Below are 15,590 nucleotides of genomic sequence, written 5' to 3'. Positions count from 1 at the left end.
CGCGGCGTTCACCCGTTCGACGCACCCGGGGCGGAAGCCGAGCTGCCCCGGCGCGGGCGTCACGGGTAGGCGGCCCCGCCCCCGCCCGCGCGGTCAGGCGTCGGTGCCGGGGTCGGCCCGGTCGAGGGCGGACGCGAGGACGTCGTGCAGCTCCTGAGCGGTCGTCAGGTCCCGGTGCTCGGGGTGGTTGTCGCCGGTATCGAGGTCCACGTCGTCGAGTTCGGTCTCGCCGCTGCTCCAGACGGTGATCATGATGGCCCGGCGGCCGGCTTCGAGGGTCAGCCAGGCGCTGTTCTTGAGCCGGCCGTCGTCCGGGGAGTGTCCCAGTTCGGTGGCGATCCCGCGTGCGCGGACAGCCGACTCGTTCGCGGCGAACCAGTCGGCGAGCGCGTGGGTGAGGTCCGGCAGCCGTGGGCTGCCCCCCGCCGTGGGGTGGGCGAGCTGGAAGGCGAGCCGTTCGTCGGCCCGGTCGCCGATGCGGGTGAGCACGGTGTCCAGGTCGATGAACTCCTCCCAGGCCGACCTTCCGCTCGCCGTGGCGAGCCTGGCGACGACGAGGTCTTCGAGCCCGGGGACGCGCTTGTTCTTCCAGCTCGTGTCGGCCAGGCTGACCAGGAGGTCCTCCGTCCCGGCCGCCTCGGTCGTCCAGGCGGCGTGCGTCGCGGCGAAGCGTGCCCGGTCGGCACCGACGCCCCGGGCGAGGAGGAGGTCCCGGCCGGCCTCCTCGTGCCGTGCGCCCGGACCGGACAGCTCGGCGGGGTGCAGCGTCTTGCCGATGTCGTGCGTGGCGGCGCCGAACAGGACGGCATCCGGGTCGATCCCCAGATCGAGGCCGCGGGTGGCGAGCCATTCGAGGAGTTGCCCCGCGACGTCGTGGACCACGCGGAGATGGGCGACCAGACGTGGCGGAGCGTCGACATCGTGCAGCAGTTCGGCTGCTTCGACCGGCAGCGGCCGCAGCCGGGGCCGGTCGGTGTCCTGGAGGGCGATCGACAGTACTCGGGAGGTCGTCACCGCGACAGGGTAGCCGGTGGTATCGGACGATTCAGGGGGTTTGCCGTAACGCTCCTCCCGGCCTCCCCGGCCTCCCCGGCCTCCCCGGCCCCCAGTCCTCGGTCGAGGTGTCCGGAGGTCCACCATGGAGTCCCTTCGTCGACCGGCTGCCCTGTCAGGAGTGCTGACGGCCCTTCAACCGGCGTCCGGGAGGCCGTACCGGACCTCGGTCAGCCGCTCGGACAGCTCCCAGAGCCGGCGCCCGGTCTCGGCGTCGGCCGCGGCGGGTGCGAGTGCGACCCGAACCGGGGCGCCGCGCAGTTCGCCAAGGCCGCTCGGGCCGATGAACTCACCGCTCGCCAGTCCCGGCCGGGTCGCCGCGTAGAGTTGGGGGAGTGCGCCGCGGTCGGGGTGCTGGCCGAGTGGCCGGGCCAGCCGGCCGAAGAGGAAGCGGTACAGGGCGGTCGGTGTGCCGGTGACGATGTCGGTGGCGCTGAAACCGGGGTGGGCGAGCAGGCTGCGCACCGGGCTCCCGGCGGCGGTCAGCCGCAGGTGCAGTTGCCGGCCGAAGACCGCGTTGGCGAGCTTGGACTGGTTGTAGAAGGCCATCGGCGCGTAGTGCCGCTCACCGGCGAGGTCGTCGAAGCGGATCCGCCCGCGCCGGTGGTTGAGGGAGGTGACGGTGACCACCCGGGGGTCGCGGCCCTCGGCGAGCAGGTCGAGGAGCAGCCCGGTGAGGGCGAAGTGGCCGAGGTGATGGGCGGCGAACTGCAGCTCGTGGCCCTGGGCGCTCAAGGTGCGTGGCGGCGCCATGACGCCGGCGTTGTTGACGAGGACGTCCAGCCGGCCGTTGTCGGCGCGCAGGCCGGCGGCGAAGGCGCGGACCGAGGCGAGGTCGGCGAGGTCCAGCCGGCGCACCTCCAGTCGTGCGCCTGGCTGGTCGGCGCGCAGCTCCGCGACCACCCGCCGGCCCTTCTCCTCGTCGCGCACCGCCAGCACGACGTGGCCACCGCGGTGGGACAGCGCGCGGGCGGTGGCCAGGCCGAGGCCGCTGGTGGCGCCGGTGACGACGAAGAGCCTCCCGGTCTGGTCCGGGATCTGCTCGGCGGTCCACTTCTGATGTTCAGTCATGCGGCACATGCTGACGTTGCTGTCACTCGGTGTCAAGATGCGCCCGAGTGCCGCCCAGGGCATCGCGCTACCATGAGCCGGTGACCTCCCGCCCTGCCCCGGACCGCCCCGCCCCGGACCGTCCCGAACCCACCCGGCCCGCCGCCCGCCCCGGTCTGACCATGGCCGAGCGCAAACGCCGGCTCGTCGCCGCCGAGTTGGCCGAGGCGGCTCTGCTCCTGCTGGCGGAGAACGGCTTCGAGGCCGTCACGATCGACGAGATCGCGGTCACCGCCGGAGTGTCCAAGCGGACGTTCTTCCGGTACTTCGCCTCGAAGGAGGACGTGGTCGTCCAGGTGTTGGCCGATCTCGGCCCCGGGATGTGCGCCGAACTCGCCGCCCGCCCCGCCGCGGAACCGCCCTCCGTGGCGCTCCGTCACGCGGTCTGGACCACGCTCGCCGCCTGCGCCGACGGCCCGGACCACGCCGGCCACGGTGACCGCGCCCTGCGCGTGGTGCAGCTGATCGTGCGGACGCCCGCGCTGCTCGGCCGCTTCCTGGAACGGCAGGCGCAGTGGCGCGACGAGCTGGCGGCCGAGCTGGCCGCCCGACTCGGGCTCGATCCCGCCACCGCGATGTACCCGCCCCTCGCGGCGGGGATGGCACTGTCCGCCTTCGACACGGTGCTCCGCCGATGGAGCGACAGCGACGGCACCGAGGACCCGGCCGCGCTGATCGACCACGCCTTCGCCGTCCTGGCCCCGGCCCTCGACGCGGTCGGGGCTTCGCGGGCGTGACGACGTCCGGACCGCGACGGTCGCGGTGCCCGGGCGTGCCCACGGGCTTGCGTCCGGCCCGCAGGTGCGGCGGGGACCGCGGGCATGATCAAGGGTGTCCTGTTCGACTTCTCCGGGACGCCCACCCTCGACGGCGCACAGGGCGTGCGCGACCGCCCGCGCTACCCGGCCCCGCAGGTGCCGCCCACGGCCCCGACCACGCCGGCCCGCCCGGCAGGGCCGCCGCCACGGCGAACGACGGCCCGGCCCAGGAGACGCAGCCGAAGGCGGATGCCGCCGAGAGCGCCGGCACGCAGGTCGGCTCCGACGCGACGCAGGACAACTGACGTACCCGCACGCTGCCGTGGGCGTTCCACCTGGTAGGGCGAAGGGCCTGCCCCTCTCTCCGGAGGGACAGGCCCTTCGCCCTACCCGCGGTCATCCGGTCACCCGTCGAACCCCGGACCGCGGACGGTCGCCCACCCGGGCCGGCGCGCGCCGGTCGATCGGGCCCGACACGTCCTCAGCCGAAGTCGGGGATGGGGTGGTCGGGGGCGAGTGCGGCGGCGACGCGCTGGGCGATGGTGTGGGCGCTGTGGCCGCCAGGGGCGGTGGGGCCGTCGGTGGTGGAGACGGCGATGGCCAGGTGCTCGCACGGGAGGTAGTTCTGCGAGGCCGAGTAGCCGAAGAACAGCGGGTGCTGGGAGATCCATTCGTTCAGCACGAGCACGCCCATCCCGTAGTGGGTGGCCGGGGTCTGCGGGATGCAGACCGTGGCGGGGCACTTCTCGGTCGGCGTGCCCAGGCCCACCGTCCCCGGGTTGAGGAACTCCCGGTAGGAGGACGGGGAGAGCAGTTCGCCCGAGCCGAGGCCGACGGCCGAGCGGGCCAGGTCGCAGATGTCGGTGGTCTCCACCGCGCCGGGCGCGGTGGTCCACGAGGGGTTCCAGAAGGTGGACTCCTCGTAGGTGCCGCGATCGGAGGTGAAGGCGTGCAGGACGGGTGTCGGGATGTCGGGCGTGAAGCTGTTGCTGGTCTCGTGCAGTCCGAGCGGGCCGGTGACCAGCTGCTGCAGCAGGACGTCCAGCCGGGTGCCGGTGATCTTCTCCAGCGCGGCGCCGAGTAGGACGAAGTTGGCGTGCGAGTAGCTCCAGTTGGTCCCCGGCTCGTACCAGAGGTCCTGGCCGGTGGAGATGCCCACCAGTTCCTCGGGGGTCCACTGGCGGAACGGGTCCGCGTAGACCGTCTCGCCGAAGCCGGGGCTGGTGACGTAGTCGACGAGGCCGGTGGTGGAGGCGCCGAGCATCCGCAGGGTCATCCGGTCGCCGTAGTCGTGCGGGAGGTCGGGCAGCCAGCGGCCGATCGGGTCGTCGAGGCGGACCTTGCCGTCGTCGACCAGCCGCAGGAGTGCGGTGCCCAGGTAGCTGATCGCGATGTTGCCGTTGCGGAAGTGCATCGCGGGCTCGGCGGGGACCCCGGTCATCGACTCGCCGAGGGCGGAGGTGAGGAGTTCGCGGCCGTCGACGGTGACCCGCAGGATCACGGACTTGAGGTCCATCTCCGTCTTGGCCTGCTCGGCGATCCGCAGCACGTCGAGCGCGGCGCCCTCGGTGGGGGCGGCGGAGCTGACGCACGGTCGGTGGTGGCCGGCGGTTCCGGCCGCACCACTGGCGGTCGTGACCGGGGCGCTGAGGGCGACGAGCGCGGTGGCTGCGGCGAGGCACAGCAGGGAGGTCCGGCGGGAGGGTCTCATCCCCGCAGTATCGGCACGGGAGCCCCGGTGCCCCGCCCTATCGGCCCCCGACCCGCGCGGGCGTCACCCGTCGGGCCCGCCGCCGGCGTCCTCCCCGCGTACGTGCGGCACCGCCCACCGGTACCGCTGCCCTGTCCGCGGCCAATCCGGGTTGTCCGCCGCCCAGCTGCCGGTTGCCGCGTTCCTGTAGATGGACAATCACATCGGGTCGCAGGGTGGGGGCACCACCGGTTCTTCGGACGGGGTGGTGGGTCCCGTGGCGCAGCCGTTCCTGCCGAGGAGCACGGCCGGCACACGTCGCGGCATCCGCCGGCTCCGGCGATCGGTCGCGAACGGCGCCGCACCCGGGAACTGCTCCGGTCCACGCAGCGCGGGACGGCCGGCACCGGCAGCACGAGGTCCCCGGGGCGTGAGCCCGTTCGGCAGGGGGCGCCGGCGGTTCCCAGTACCGCCGGGCGTCCGAGCACCGCCGGGTGTCCCCAGCACCGCCGGTCGTCCGAGTACCGCGCACGGAGAGCACGGCAAACCGCACGATTCACGAGGAAGAGGAAGCACACATGGTGAAGCACTTCGCCCTGGCCACGGCCGGTGCCGTCCTGATGATCGCCTCCGCGGCCGGCACCGCCGCGGCCCAGGCCCCCGCCGGCGAGACCGGCGCCGCTCCCGCCGTGATCCAGCCGATCGCCGTCGGCGCCGACTCCCTGGCGACGGTGTGGGACAACTGTCTGCACGGCCAGGCGTGCCTGTTCTCGGACACCAACGGCGGCGGCCAGCTCTGGGTGGTGCCCAGCGCCGGGTCCTTCAAGCTCGCCAACTTCGGGATGAACGACAGGACGAGCGCCTTCTGGAACAGGAGCGGCGGCACCCTGAGCCTGTTCGACGGCTCCGGCTACACCGGGTACCTGATCGGCTCCGGGCCCTACGGCGCACCGGTGAACGTCCCGTGGGGGGTCAACGACAAGGCGAGCTCCGTCACGCTCTACTAGGGGTCGCCGCGTACCGGCTGTCCGGGCCGTCCGGGCCGTCCGGGTCCTCGGTGTCCTCGGTGTCCTGACCGCGGCACGGTGGCCGGTCCCCGCGCGATGCGATCGCGGGGGGACCGGCCACCGCCGGGCGGGTTCACTCGGCCACGGCCGAGCGGGCCGCGCGGCCGGTGCCGTTCTCGACGGCCGCGGCGGTCCGGCCGCGCAGGCGCGCGATGCCCACGTCCAGAGCGGCCTCCAGGTGGGTGGTCGCGCCCGTGGTGAGGAGGAGCAGCACGCCGCCCTGGATGCCGGCCAGCAGGGCGGCGCCTCGCGGTCGGGGTCCAGGTCGGGGTCGGTCTCGCCGGCGTCCCGCAGGTGGCGGATGCCCGCGGCCAGCTGTTGCTGCCACCGGTCGAGCAGGCCGCCGGCCACGGTCCGCGTGGCGTCGGTGGCCGGGCCCAGCTGGGCGAGGGCGGTGTGCAGCGGACAGTCGGTGCCCTGGGCGCGGTAGCGGGCGACGACCTTGTCGCGCCACCGCTGCCAGGCGGCCCACGAGGTGAGGGAGCCGAGCTCCGGCTGCTGGTCGTCGATCACCCGGGCCGCACCGATGTCCATGTAGTTGACCCTGGCGACCCCCAGGCGTACCAGTGCCTCGCCGGGGGCGGGGGTGGGGTCGGGCAGCTCGGTCCAGTGCATGACCTCGGGGCCGCCGTGCTTCTCGATCCGGATCGCGTGCAGGGTGCCGCCTCTCCGCAGGGCTTCTTCGTGAGGGAACGGTCAGCACGTTAGGCGGCTCACAATGGACCGGCAAGTCCAAAACCCTTGCTAGGAAGGCCGGTTGGCGACTCCGGGGGGCCGTGGGTCCCTCGGGCCGGACCGGGTTCGGGTTCAGGTCAGGGTGACGGTGAGGGCGGAGTCGTCGCGGCTGAGGTGGTCGATCCGGAGCTCGCCGGAGGCGCCGGTGTAGTCGCCCGTCCCGCCGGTGATCGCGAAGGTGTGGGACCACGGCTGGTAGCCCAGCGCCACCTCGGTCACCGCCGGAAGCGGCCGCTCGAAGGCACCGGCGGCGGTGAGCATCCCGTCGGTGAGGCGCAGCGCCACGGTGGCCAGGACGAGGGACCCGGTCGGCCCGACGATGATGGGCAGGCTGTGCGCGCTCTCGGTGCCGACCGGATTGTCGTCGGTGTCGCGGAGTTCGTAGTGGACGAAGTACGGTGCGCCGGCGGTGAGGACGCCCGGGATGTCGGCCGCCGCTCGCCTGCCCTTCAGGTTCAGGGTCGAGGCCCGCCGGCTCGCCCGGGCGGTCCCGGTCGCGCCGAGGGTCGCACCCATGCCGACTGCTGCCGCGGATGCCACGCGCAGGGCGTGCCTGCGGTCGATGTTCGTCATCACGTTCCCGATGCCTGGTGGGGTGGTGGGCGGACGCACGAGCGGTGCGCCCGTGTCCCGGTGGACACGGCGGCTGCCTTCCCCGTTCCGCGCGGTGCCTACCCCGACCTGCTCCGGATCCCCTCGAACGGGCTATGGAGCGAACCGGAGGGTGCGGGGTGGGGACAACCCCCGTACCAACACGGGCGTCAGCGGGATGGGCAGCCGGTGCGCGGCCCGGCACGATGAGTCAGGACGAACACGGGCAACGAGGACAGGAGCAACCAATGAAGGTACGTACGGGGGCCGCGGCCGTGTGGGTGGGGATGTGCGTGGTGGCGGCAGCGGGCATCCTCCCGGGGGCCGCGGCCGCGGCGGACCGCCCGGCGGCCCCACCGGCCGGCCTCAAGGCGGCCCTGGAACAGACGGTCGCGGACGGGTTCCCGGGTGTCGTGGCGTACACCCGGAACGGCGAGCGGGAGTCCCGCGCGGCGGCCGGGCTCGCCGACACCGCGAGCGGCGAGCGGGCCCGGCCCGACCAGCGCTTCCGGATCGCCAGCAACACCAAGTCGTTCGTGTCGACGGTGCTGCTGCAACTGGAGGGCGACGGGCGGCTCTCCCTGGACGACAGCGTGGAGCGGTGGCTGCCGGGCACGGTCCGGGGGAACGGCAACGACGGCGCGGCCGTGACCGTCCGCCAACTGCTCAACCACACCTCGGGCATCTACGACCCCACGACCGAGCCGGCGTTCTTCGCCCCCTACCTGGAACACCACGACCGGGACTACGTCTACACCCCGCGGGAGGTGGTCGCGCTGGCCGTCCGGCACGCGCCGCTCTTCGCCCCTGGCACCGACTGGGCGTACTCCAACACCAACTACCTGCTCGCCGGGCTGGTCATCGAGGCGGTCACCCATCGCAGCGCGCCCTCCGAGATCCAGCGCCGGATCATCGCGCCGCTCGGCCTCAAGGACACCTCCTTCCCGGTGACCGACCCCGACATCCACGGCCCCCATCTGCACGGCTACGACCTCGCGGGGCACGATGTCACCCGGTTCAGCCCGTCGTACGACTGGACCGCCGGCGCCATGATCTCCACCGTCGACGACCTGTCCCGGTTCCACCGGGCCCTGTTCGCCGGCAGGTTGCTGCGCCCCGCCCAGCAGCGCGAACTCCTGACCACGGTCGACTTCCCCGACAAACCGGCCTACGGACTCGGCGTGCAGCGCCGGGACGTGGAGTGCGGCACCGAGCCGGACACCAGGCAGGTCGGTACCTGGGCGACGGACGGCGGCGGCCCCGGCTACACGAGCGTGTCCCTCACCACCGTCGACGGTGAACGGCAGCTCGTCCTGGCCGTCAACCTCTACGACCTCGGGGCCGACCTCAAGGGCGCGCCGCCCGTCCCGCGGAGTACGGGACTGATGGAGGCGCAGACGGCCGCCCTGTGCGGCTGATGGCCCGACAGCGCGGAGTCGACCTCCCGTCACCCCCGGGGCCGGGCGGTCGGTGCTACGGCCCGGGCGGATCGGGGGAGCCGAGCAGTTGGTCCCCGAGGTGGCTGCGGCGGTAGAGGACTTGGCGGCCGTCTCGGGCACGGGCCACCAGGCCGGTCGCGTGCAGGACGCGCAGGTGCTGGGAGACGGCGCTGGGGGAGACGTGCAGGCGGCGGGCGAGTTCGACTCCCGCCAGGGGCTCGTCGAGGAGGGCGAGCAGCCGTGCCTTGGGCGGGCCCACCAGCGCCGCCAGCGCCGGAGCATCGGGCGCGGGCTCCCGGGACCAGAGGGTCGCCACACCGCGGCACGGGTAGGAGAGGGCCGGCGCGCCGTCCGGGCTGAGCGGGGGCGCCGGCTTGTGGGCGAAGACGGACGGCACCAGCAGCAGACCGCGTCCCGAGACGGCGACGTGGTGGCGGCTGATCATGTCGGCTATGCGCAGCACCCCGTTCTCCCAACGCAGGAAGGGATGCATGTCGGCGAAGAGCAGACGGGCGCCTCCGACGGCCAGCCGGCGTGCCCGGTAGGTCATGTCGGCCTCCAGGAGGAGCCGCATCCGGGGCCAGCTCGGCCGTACGGCCAACTCCCAGTACCGCTCCAGGGCGTCGCAGAGCGCGTCCCGAAGCCGCGCCGGGTCCGAGCGGGCCCCCAGGAGGGGTGCGGGGAGCCGGTCCGGCGCGTGGGTGGCCAGCAGGTCGGCCCGGACGACCTCCGGAGCGGTCCGGCGGACGACGGCCAGCTCCTCCTCGAAGGGCGGGGCGAAGCCCTCCGGGCGCGGGGTCAGGAAGTCGGGCAGGGTGCGCAGTGCGGAGACCACGGAGAGCAGCAACTCGGTGTCCGGCCCGGCCAGACGGGGGAGGACCGACCGCCGCCACGGCAGGTGGAGCGCGGAGAGGCCGGGCTCGCGGAGCACCCGCAGACTCACCACGGCCTCGTGCAGGGGCGAGAGGGCGAAGCGGGTGTCCGCGAGATCCTCGACGCCCAGTTCGAAGCTGACGACCATGAAGCCCCACGCTACATCCCTTGGCGGCGGCTACCCGGGTGCCGTGGACTGCCCCGCATGACACCTGAAGCGAATCCGGCCACCGTCGCCCTCGGCGGTGAGGCGGGATGAGCCGCCGCCTTCTCCTGCTCCTCTCGCTGACCAGTGCCTTCGGCGTGGGCAACCTCTACTTCCCGCAGGCGATCACCCCACTGATCGCCGCCGGGCTCGGCACATCGGTCGATTCCGCGACGCTCGTGGTGACCGCGGTCCAGATCGGTTACACGGTCGGGATCTTCCTGTTGGTGCCGCTCGGCGACCGGCTCCCCAACCGGCCGCTGCTCGTCACCCTGCTCACCCTCAGCGGTGTCGGGCTGCTGGCGGCAGCCTGCGCCCCCACCCTGCCGGCCCTGGTGGCCGCCGGAGCCTTCGTCGGCGCCACCACGGTCGCCGCGCAGATCATCTCCCCGATGGCGGCCGGGATGGTGCCCGCCGACCGGCGCGGCGCGGTGCTCGGCACCCTGCTGAGCGGCTCCATCGGCGGCATGCTGCTGGCCCGTACCTTCGGCGGCGCGCTCGGCGAGTGGCTCGGGTGGCGGGCCCCGTACCTGGTGGCCGGCGCGCTGGTGCTGGCACTCGCGGCGGTGCTGGCGCGCGCCCTGCCGGACGGGACCGCCGCCACCGCGCCGCCCACCCGGCAGCCGTACCCCGCGCTGCTCGCCGAACCGCTGCGGCTGCTGCGCGCCGAACCGGAGCTGCGCCGCTCCTGCTTCTACCAGGCGACGGTCTTCGCCGGCTTCTCGGCCGTCTGGACCTGCCTGCCGCTGCTGCTCGCCGAACCGGCCTACGGGCTGGGCGCCCAGGCGGTCGGGATGCTCGCGCTGGTCGGCGCGGCGACCATGGTCTGCACCCCGCTCGCGGGTCGCCACGTCGACCGGCGGGGCTCCGACCCGGTGAACCTGGCCGCCCTGCTCGGCACCCTCGGCGCGGCGGCCGTCCTCGCGGCGGGCGGCTGGGGCGGCACACCCGGGCTGGCGGTCCTCGTCTTCGGCACGCTCCTGCTCGACGTCGCGATGCAGTCCGGCATGATCGCCAACAAGACCCGGGTCTACGAGCTGCGCCCCGACGCCCGCTCCAGGCTCAACACCGCCTACATGACCTGCGGTTACCTCGGCGGCAGCGCCGGCTCCTGGCTCGGTGTCCGCGTCTACGGCCTCGCAGGCTGGCCGGCCGTCTGCGCCCTGGTGGCGCTCCTCGCCGTCCTCGCGCTGGCCCGCCACCTGGCGACGCCGCTCCGGCGGCGCGGGACGGACCGGGCCGCCGGAGCGGCCGGACCGATCGCGGCGCGCTCCACCGGCGAACCCACCGGCCTCCCGGCCGGAGGCCGGTGCGCAGTGCCGGTGCAGGTGCAGGTGCCACAATCGCCCCATGAGTGAGCACGGCACCGACCACGGCTACCTGCTGGACAACAAGCAGGCCGAGGCGGGCGTTCGCTTCGGCGCCCTCGCCGAGCTGTTCGACCAGGTGACGTTCCGGCACGTCGACCGGATCGGCATCGGCGCCGGCATGCGGTGCTGGGAGGTCGGCGCCGGCGGACCCTCCGTCCCCCTCGGGCTGGCCGAACGCGTCGGCCCGACCGGGGCGGTGGTCGCCACCGACCTCGACGTCGGCTGGACCAGGGGCATCGCCGGCGGCGCGATCGAGGTGCTGGTCCACGACGTGGCGGCCGATCCACCGCCGCCCGGCGGCTTCGACCTGGTGCACGCCCGGCTGGTCCTGGTGCACGTCGCCGACCGCGCCGAGGCCCTGCGCAGGATGGTCGGCGCGCTGCGCCCCGGTGGCCGGCTGCTCCTGGAGGACGCCGACCCCGCGTTGCAGCCGCTGCTCTGCCCGGACGAGTCCGGCCCCGAACAGCGGCTCGCCAACCGCTTGCGCGCGGGATTCCGCACCCTGATGGCGGCGCGCGGCGCGGACCTCGCCTACGGGCGGACCCTGCCCAGGGTGCTGCGCGAAGCCGGCCTGGAGGACGTGCGGGCCGACGCGTACTTCCCGATCACCTCACCGGCGTGCGCCGTACTGGAGGACGCGACGGTGCGGCAGATCCGCCACCGTCTGGTCGAGCACGGGCTCGCCACCGACGAGGAGATCGACCGGCACCTGGCGAACGTCGCCACCGGGCGGCTCGACCTCGCCACCGCTCCGATGATCTCCGCATGGGGACGCCGCCCGTAGTCCCGCCCGACGGCTGTCGGACTGGTCCACGGGCGGCGCCGGTCGCGGGACCGGGGCTCCCGGCCGCGACGGTCCCGCTACCGGAAGAGGCGGTCGCCGGAGTTGGCCATCCGGTGGGTGCCGCTGTGGCGGTTCACCCAGTCACGAACCAGGTTGACGGCGTTGGCGCACTGCCAGCCGTTGTCGTACTCGCGCACCCCGGTGAAGGCGCCGTAGCCGGCGATGATGCCGTCCACGCGGGCGTCGCCGAGGAGCTTGTCGACGTACCACGGGTCGTTGTACGTGGTCGTCCAGGACAGCGTGGCCGCGAGCCGCCCGGCGGCCCGGTCACCGGCGCCCTTCTTCAGCTCCGCGCAGGTGTTGTAGGTGGGTTCCGTGCAGTTGCCGAACCCCTTGGTGATGTCGGAGTCGCCGTAGTCCATCGCCCGGTGCCCGGCCGGGAACCCGTTGCCGGACCGGTTGAAGGCGCCCTGGACCTGGTCGCGGGTCCCGGTCGAGGTGATGCCCTCCAGCGGGCCGAGCCTGCCCGCCAGGCTCTGCCAGCCCCGGCCGCCGACGTCCGGGGTGCTGCCGCCGTGGTACTCGAAGAAGCCGTAGAGCACCTGGATCCCGGCGGCCGTCAGCCGCTGCGCCTTGTCACGCAGCCCGGCGACGCTGCACGTACGGTTCGGCTGCTCCCCGCAGTAGTTCGGGTCCTTGATGTCCAACCAGACCAGGGCGAGCCTACGTCCCGCGTTGGCGTTGGAGAGGATGCGGTCGATCATGCTGTCGAAGCTGGGGCCCAGTCGGTTCTCACCGGCCGAGGAACAGTCGTGGTAGGCACGCCATTCGTTCGGGTTCCACCACGCGCAGACGTCGATCTCGATCGCGTTGGCGCCGTGGTTGAGCGCGGCGTCCACGCCGTCCAGGGTGTCGACCCGGTGCGCGATGGCGTAGATGGCCTGGCGCTGGTCGGCGGCCGAGGCCGCGGGGGCGGCCGGAGCGGCGGTCGTGGTGGGGGCCGCGAGGGCGGGTGTGGCCAGCGCGAGCAGCGCGGCCAGGGCCGCGGCCGTGGCGCGGAGGGAGCGGCGGACGGACAGCTTCATCGGTAGGTCCTTTCTGTGCGGGATCCGGCCCAATTGTCCCGTGCACGACAATGAAGGGGGAGTGTATTCTCGGCCAACTTCGTGCACGGACTTGCTGTGCGGGTATCGACTGGCTCCGAGGGGGCGGCCGCGTCGTGCGCGATACGCCGGGCGGCGTCGGGCGTGTCGCCGGACACCGGTAGGTTCGTGGTGGCCGAGGTGCGGGCCGTCCACCGGGAGCAGCGGGCGGAGGAGACGGCCGCGCGCGCTCGTGCGGACGCGCTGACCAGGGCCGCCGAGGAGCGGGCGGCGAAGGAGAAGGACCGGATCGAGACCGAGCGGAGGCGGATCGAGGCCGAACGGGAAAAGGCCGCCGCGAAGGAGAAGGCCCGCCACCTGTCGTTCGGCCAGTCCTGCACCTAGGGCGACGGGTTGAAGGTCACGATGGCCAGGACGGAGCCGTACGTCCCGAGTTCGGCGGTCTTCGATCCCCCCAAGGACGCCAGGATCGTCCAGGTGAGGATCACGGTCGTCAACACCGGGGCCACGGACCTCTCGCTCTACGGATCGGGGACGCCCATCGTGAAGAACGCCAAGGGCAATCTCGTCTTCTCGCTGACGGACGGCAGCGGACGGCTGAAGCTCCTCAGCGGTTCTCTCGCGTCCGGCCAGGAGGCCGTGGGCCTGTCCGCCTACGCCCTGCCGAAAGGCGCGGCCGACCCGTTCACCGTCGAGTTCGACTACGGGACCGGCCTGCTGCGCAAGGGCGTCGTCTTCTCGGGCCCGCCCAGCTGACCCGACGCACCCCGCGACGGGGGCTGCTCCCGTCACGGGCCCTCCGGCGATCCCTCGCGGGCGCCGGTCGAGCACGAAGAGCGCGATGCGGTGCCGCTTCAGATCCTCGTCGATGATCGTCACAGTGAGGAGGTCGCCCAACCTCGACGACGTCCTCGGGCCGGGCTGTCGGCGGCTCTGCGAGCTGGTTGTCGTGTGTACCAGCCCCTCGATGCCGTCTTGGCGGTCCTCGACGCGGACGAAGGCACCGATCGGCACGATCCCGGTCGGTGGGGCGGCACGACGGTTCGGGAATGTTGATCATCGCGGTGAAGCCACCGATGTCCACGAACGTGACGCCGCAGTCGGCTATCCCGGTCACCGTGCCGGGTGACGACCTGTCCACGGTGCAGGGTCTTCAGGACGGCCCAGTCCCAGTCGCCGGGGGTCGGGTCGGCCCGCCACCGCGCCCGGACGACGCCGTCGCCGGTGCCCTCGCCTGCTCGCGCTACCGACCGGTGGGCGTGCACTGGTGCGCGTCTCGCCCGGCTGGGTGCGGGCATCCTCACCTACTCGGTCGTGGCCGTCCGTGGTGTCGCCGCTCGACTGCGAGTGTGCCCGCGCGCCAGGGCCGGGAACCGGTGGCCGGGCAACGCTCCGTAGTCGATGACGCTCCGTCAGTTCAACCGCGTCGCAGCCCCGGTCACTCCCTGTTCCCACGGTCGAGGGGGTCGGCGGCGACCGCCGGCCGGGCGGTCAGGTTTCCCCGTGCGCCCCGCCGCACCGCGGCCTACCGTGGAGATGAGGGGTACGGCCATGGAACGGGGGTCTCCCGTGCAAGAGCCCGTGATCGCCACCGCCCTGCTGATCGCTCTGACCGGCTGGTGTGCGGTCCACTGCGCCCTCGCCGCCGCGGGGCGCGGCTGCCCGGACCGCCGGCTGGAGCCGATCGAGTTCGTGACGGCCCTCGCCATGGTCGCCATGGTGGCACCGGCGGCGGACCCGTTGCCGCGAGTCCTGTGGGCCGCCCTGCTCGCCGCGGCCGCGGCCTGGCCGGCGCTCCTGCTGGCGGGGCGGATGGGCCGTCACCACCGCTCGGCCCCGATCGGCGCCCTGCGTCACTATCCGCACCACATCCTCAGCGCGGCGGTGATGGCCGCCCTGGTGCTGCTGATGGCACCGGCGCAGCACCACGCGGGCGCCGGCCACACCGGTGGCGGCCACGGGGGCGGCCATGCCGCGGTGCCGGAGTGGGCCCTGCTGGCGCTGGTCGCCTACTTCCTGGTCCACGCGGCCCGCGGCGCGGGCACGCTCCTGCCGCGCCCGGCCGCCGGGGGCCGCCCGCGGGGGGAACGACCGGCAGGGCGGCCGGCCCGTGTCCACGGACCGGCCGCCCTGACCTCACCCGACCTGGTCGCCGCGCGGCGCACGGTGATGTCGATCGGCATGGCCTACATGCTGCTCGGCATGAGTTGACGGCGGGCCGTCCGGTGACCGGGTCACGCACCGCCGCGGCGCACCGCCAGGAAGCTCGCGGTCTGCCCGGCGGGGCCACCCGAGTGCGGCTCCGCGCGCAGCACCGCCCCGGCCAGGACCATCCGCTGGTCGATCCCGGTCTCCCAGTGGCGCAGGACGACGCCGCCGTCGTACTCGTAGTGGAGGTCCGCGACGGGCGGTCGGCCCCGGCCGCTCAAGGTGAACGGGAGGCGGGGCGATTCCTCCGCCCGGCCGACCATATCCATGATCAAAGCCGGTTCCTCCCCCGGATCCGAGAGGATCAGTTCACCGTGGAGGGCGCCGTCCGGTTCGGCCGTGAGCCGCAGCGTCGCCTGGGCGAACCGCAGGACATTGAAGTCGTCGACGGGATCGGGCCGTTCGAGGAAGCTCCGGTAGGTGTACGTGCCGGTCGGATCGCTGACGTTCATGGCGTCCCTCCGGGACGGGTGAGGCGGATCGAGCAGCTCGTTCCAGGGTCCTGCGGGCGCCCCGTGTCGCCCACCGCTACTCGTCCGGACAGCGGGCCCGGTTCACCTCCTCGAAGGCTTGTGGACGAAGCACCACGGGGCGGCGGCCGCCG

Annotated in this window: 16 protein-coding genes; 8 read left to right on the top strand and 8 right to left on the bottom strand. The window is 73.7% G+C overall.

Annotated elements, in window-relative coordinates; genetic code table 11:
• Window positions 1–93: 93 nt before the first annotated feature.
• Window positions 94–1,014, bottom strand: a complete 921-nt coding sequence (locus tag ACFWA9_RS07650) for an HD domain-containing protein (protein ID WP_380384242.1) — start codon at window positions 1,012–1,014, stop codon at window positions 94–96.
• 174 nt (window positions 1,015–1,188) lie between these two features.
• Window positions 1,189–2,124 carry an oxidoreductase gene (locus tag ACFWA9_RS07645; RefSeq protein WP_380384239.1) on the bottom strand — a complete coding sequence of 312 codons (936 nt, stop codon included), beginning with the start codon at window positions 2,122–2,124 and terminating at the stop codon, window positions 1,189–1,191.
• Between the two features lie 161 nt (window positions 2,125–2,285).
• On the opposite strand from ACFWA9_RS07645, the gene ACFWA9_RS07640 reads away from it, so the two are divergent.
• Window positions 2,286–2,900, top strand: coding sequence for a TetR family transcriptional regulator (locus tag ACFWA9_RS07640; RefSeq protein WP_380384288.1), 615 nt, complete (start codon window positions 2,286–2,288; stop codon window positions 2,898–2,900).
• Window positions 2,901–3,402: 502 nt separating this feature from the next.
• Here ACFWA9_RS07640 and ACFWA9_RS07635 read toward each other — a convergent pair.
• On the bottom strand, window positions 3,403–4,632 hold the full coding sequence (locus tag ACFWA9_RS07635; protein WP_380384236.1) for a serine hydrolase domain-containing protein: 1,230 nt from the start codon (window positions 4,630–4,632) through the stop codon (window positions 3,403–3,405).
• Window positions 4,633–5,189: 557 nt separating this feature from the next.
• On the opposite strand from ACFWA9_RS07635, the gene ACFWA9_RS07630 reads away from it, so the two are divergent.
• Window positions 5,190–5,618: a peptidase inhibitor family I36 protein gene (locus tag ACFWA9_RS07630; protein WP_359836164.1), complete on the top strand. Its 429-nt coding sequence runs from the start codon at window positions 5,190–5,192 to the stop codon at window positions 5,616–5,618.
• Window positions 5,619–5,751: 133 nt separating this feature from the next.
• Here the strand turns inward: ACFWA9_RS07630 and ACFWA9_RS07625 are convergent, their stop codons facing one another.
• Window positions 5,752–5,892 (bottom strand): hypothetical protein, encoded by a 141-nt coding sequence (locus ACFWA9_RS07625; protein ID WP_380384233.1) that lies wholly within the window; start codon window positions 5,890–5,892, stop codon window positions 5,752–5,754.
• Between the two features lie 593 nt (window positions 5,893–6,485).
• Window positions 6,486–6,986, bottom strand: coding sequence for a hypothetical protein (locus ACFWA9_RS07620; protein ID WP_380384230.1), 501 nt, complete (start codon window positions 6,984–6,986; stop codon window positions 6,486–6,488).
• Window positions 6,987–7,252: 266 nt separating this feature from the next.
• Here ACFWA9_RS07620 and ACFWA9_RS07615 point away from each other — a divergent pair, with 266 nt between their 5' ends.
• Window positions 7,253–8,422 (top strand): serine hydrolase domain-containing protein, encoded by a 1,170-nt coding sequence (locus tag ACFWA9_RS07615; RefSeq protein WP_380384227.1) that lies wholly within the window; start codon window positions 7,253–7,255, stop codon window positions 8,420–8,422.
• A gap of 55 nt (window positions 8,423–8,477) precedes the next feature.
• Here the strand turns inward: ACFWA9_RS07615 and ACFWA9_RS07610 are convergent, their stop codons facing one another.
• Window positions 8,478–9,464 (bottom strand): ArsR family transcriptional regulator, encoded by a 987-nt coding sequence (locus ACFWA9_RS07610; protein ID WP_380384224.1) that lies wholly within the window; start codon window positions 9,462–9,464, stop codon window positions 8,478–8,480.
• A 107-nt stretch (window positions 9,465–9,571) separates the two neighbouring features.
• Between ACFWA9_RS07610 and ACFWA9_RS07605 the strand changes: the two genes are divergently transcribed.
• Together ACFWA9_RS07605 and ACFWA9_RS07600 are read left to right on the top strand one after the other, a co-directional pair.
• Complete coding sequence (locus tag ACFWA9_RS07605) at window positions 9,572–10,879, top strand: MFS transporter (RefSeq protein WP_380384221.1); 1,308 nt, start codon at window positions 9,572–9,574, stop codon at window positions 10,877–10,879.
• Window positions 10,872–11,675, top strand: a complete 804-nt coding sequence (locus ACFWA9_RS07600) for a methyltransferase domain-containing protein (protein ID WP_380384218.1) — start codon at window positions 10,872–10,874, stop codon at window positions 11,673–11,675. Before ACFWA9_RS07605 ends, ACFWA9_RS07600 begins: the two co-directional genes overlap by 8 nt.
• Window positions 11,676–11,752: 77 nt before the next feature.
• Here the strand turns inward: ACFWA9_RS07600 and ACFWA9_RS07595 are convergent, their stop codons facing one another.
• Entirely contained in the window at window positions 11,753–12,760 is a 1,008-nt protein-coding gene (locus ACFWA9_RS07595) for a phospholipase (protein ID WP_380384216.1), read from the bottom strand.
• Between the two features lie 162 nt (window positions 12,761–12,922).
• Here ACFWA9_RS07595 and ACFWA9_RS07590 point away from each other — a divergent pair, with 162 nt between their 5' ends.
• The 3 genes from ACFWA9_RS07590 (at window position 12,923) to ACFWA9_RS07580 (ending at window position 14,989) form a co-directional block, all read left to right on the top strand.
• The gene (locus ACFWA9_RS07590) at window positions 12,923–13,162 is read left to right on the top strand and encodes a hypothetical protein (protein ID WP_380384213.1); all 240 of its coding nucleotides are present in this window, start codon (window positions 12,923–12,925) and stop codon (window positions 13,160–13,162) included.
• 21 nt (window positions 13,163–13,183) lie between these two features.
• Window positions 13,184–13,534, top strand: coding sequence for a hypothetical protein (locus tag ACFWA9_RS07585; RefSeq protein WP_380384210.1), 351 nt, complete (start codon window positions 13,184–13,186; stop codon window positions 13,532–13,534).
• Window positions 13,535–14,347: 813 nt separating this feature from the next.
• Window positions 14,348–14,989 carry a DUF5134 domain-containing protein gene (locus ACFWA9_RS07580; RefSeq protein WP_380384207.1) on the top strand — a complete coding sequence of 214 codons (642 nt, stop codon included), beginning with the start codon at window positions 14,348–14,350 and terminating at the stop codon, window positions 14,987–14,989.
• 23 nt (window positions 14,990–15,012) lie between these two features.
• Here the strand turns inward: ACFWA9_RS07580 and ACFWA9_RS07575 are convergent, their stop codons facing one another.
• Window positions 15,013–15,438, bottom strand: coding sequence for a hypothetical protein (locus ACFWA9_RS07575; protein ID WP_380384204.1), 426 nt, complete (start codon window positions 15,436–15,438; stop codon window positions 15,013–15,015).
• Between the last annotated feature and the right edge of the window lie 152 nt (window positions 15,439–15,590).

This window comes from Kitasatospora sp. NPDC059973 (assembly GCF_042737525.1).
Lineage (GTDB): Bacteria > Actinomycetota > Actinomycetes > Streptomycetales > Streptomycetaceae > Kitasatospora.
Note: the sequence above shows the minus strand (reverse complement) of the source record. Positions and strands in the feature narration are given on the sequence as shown.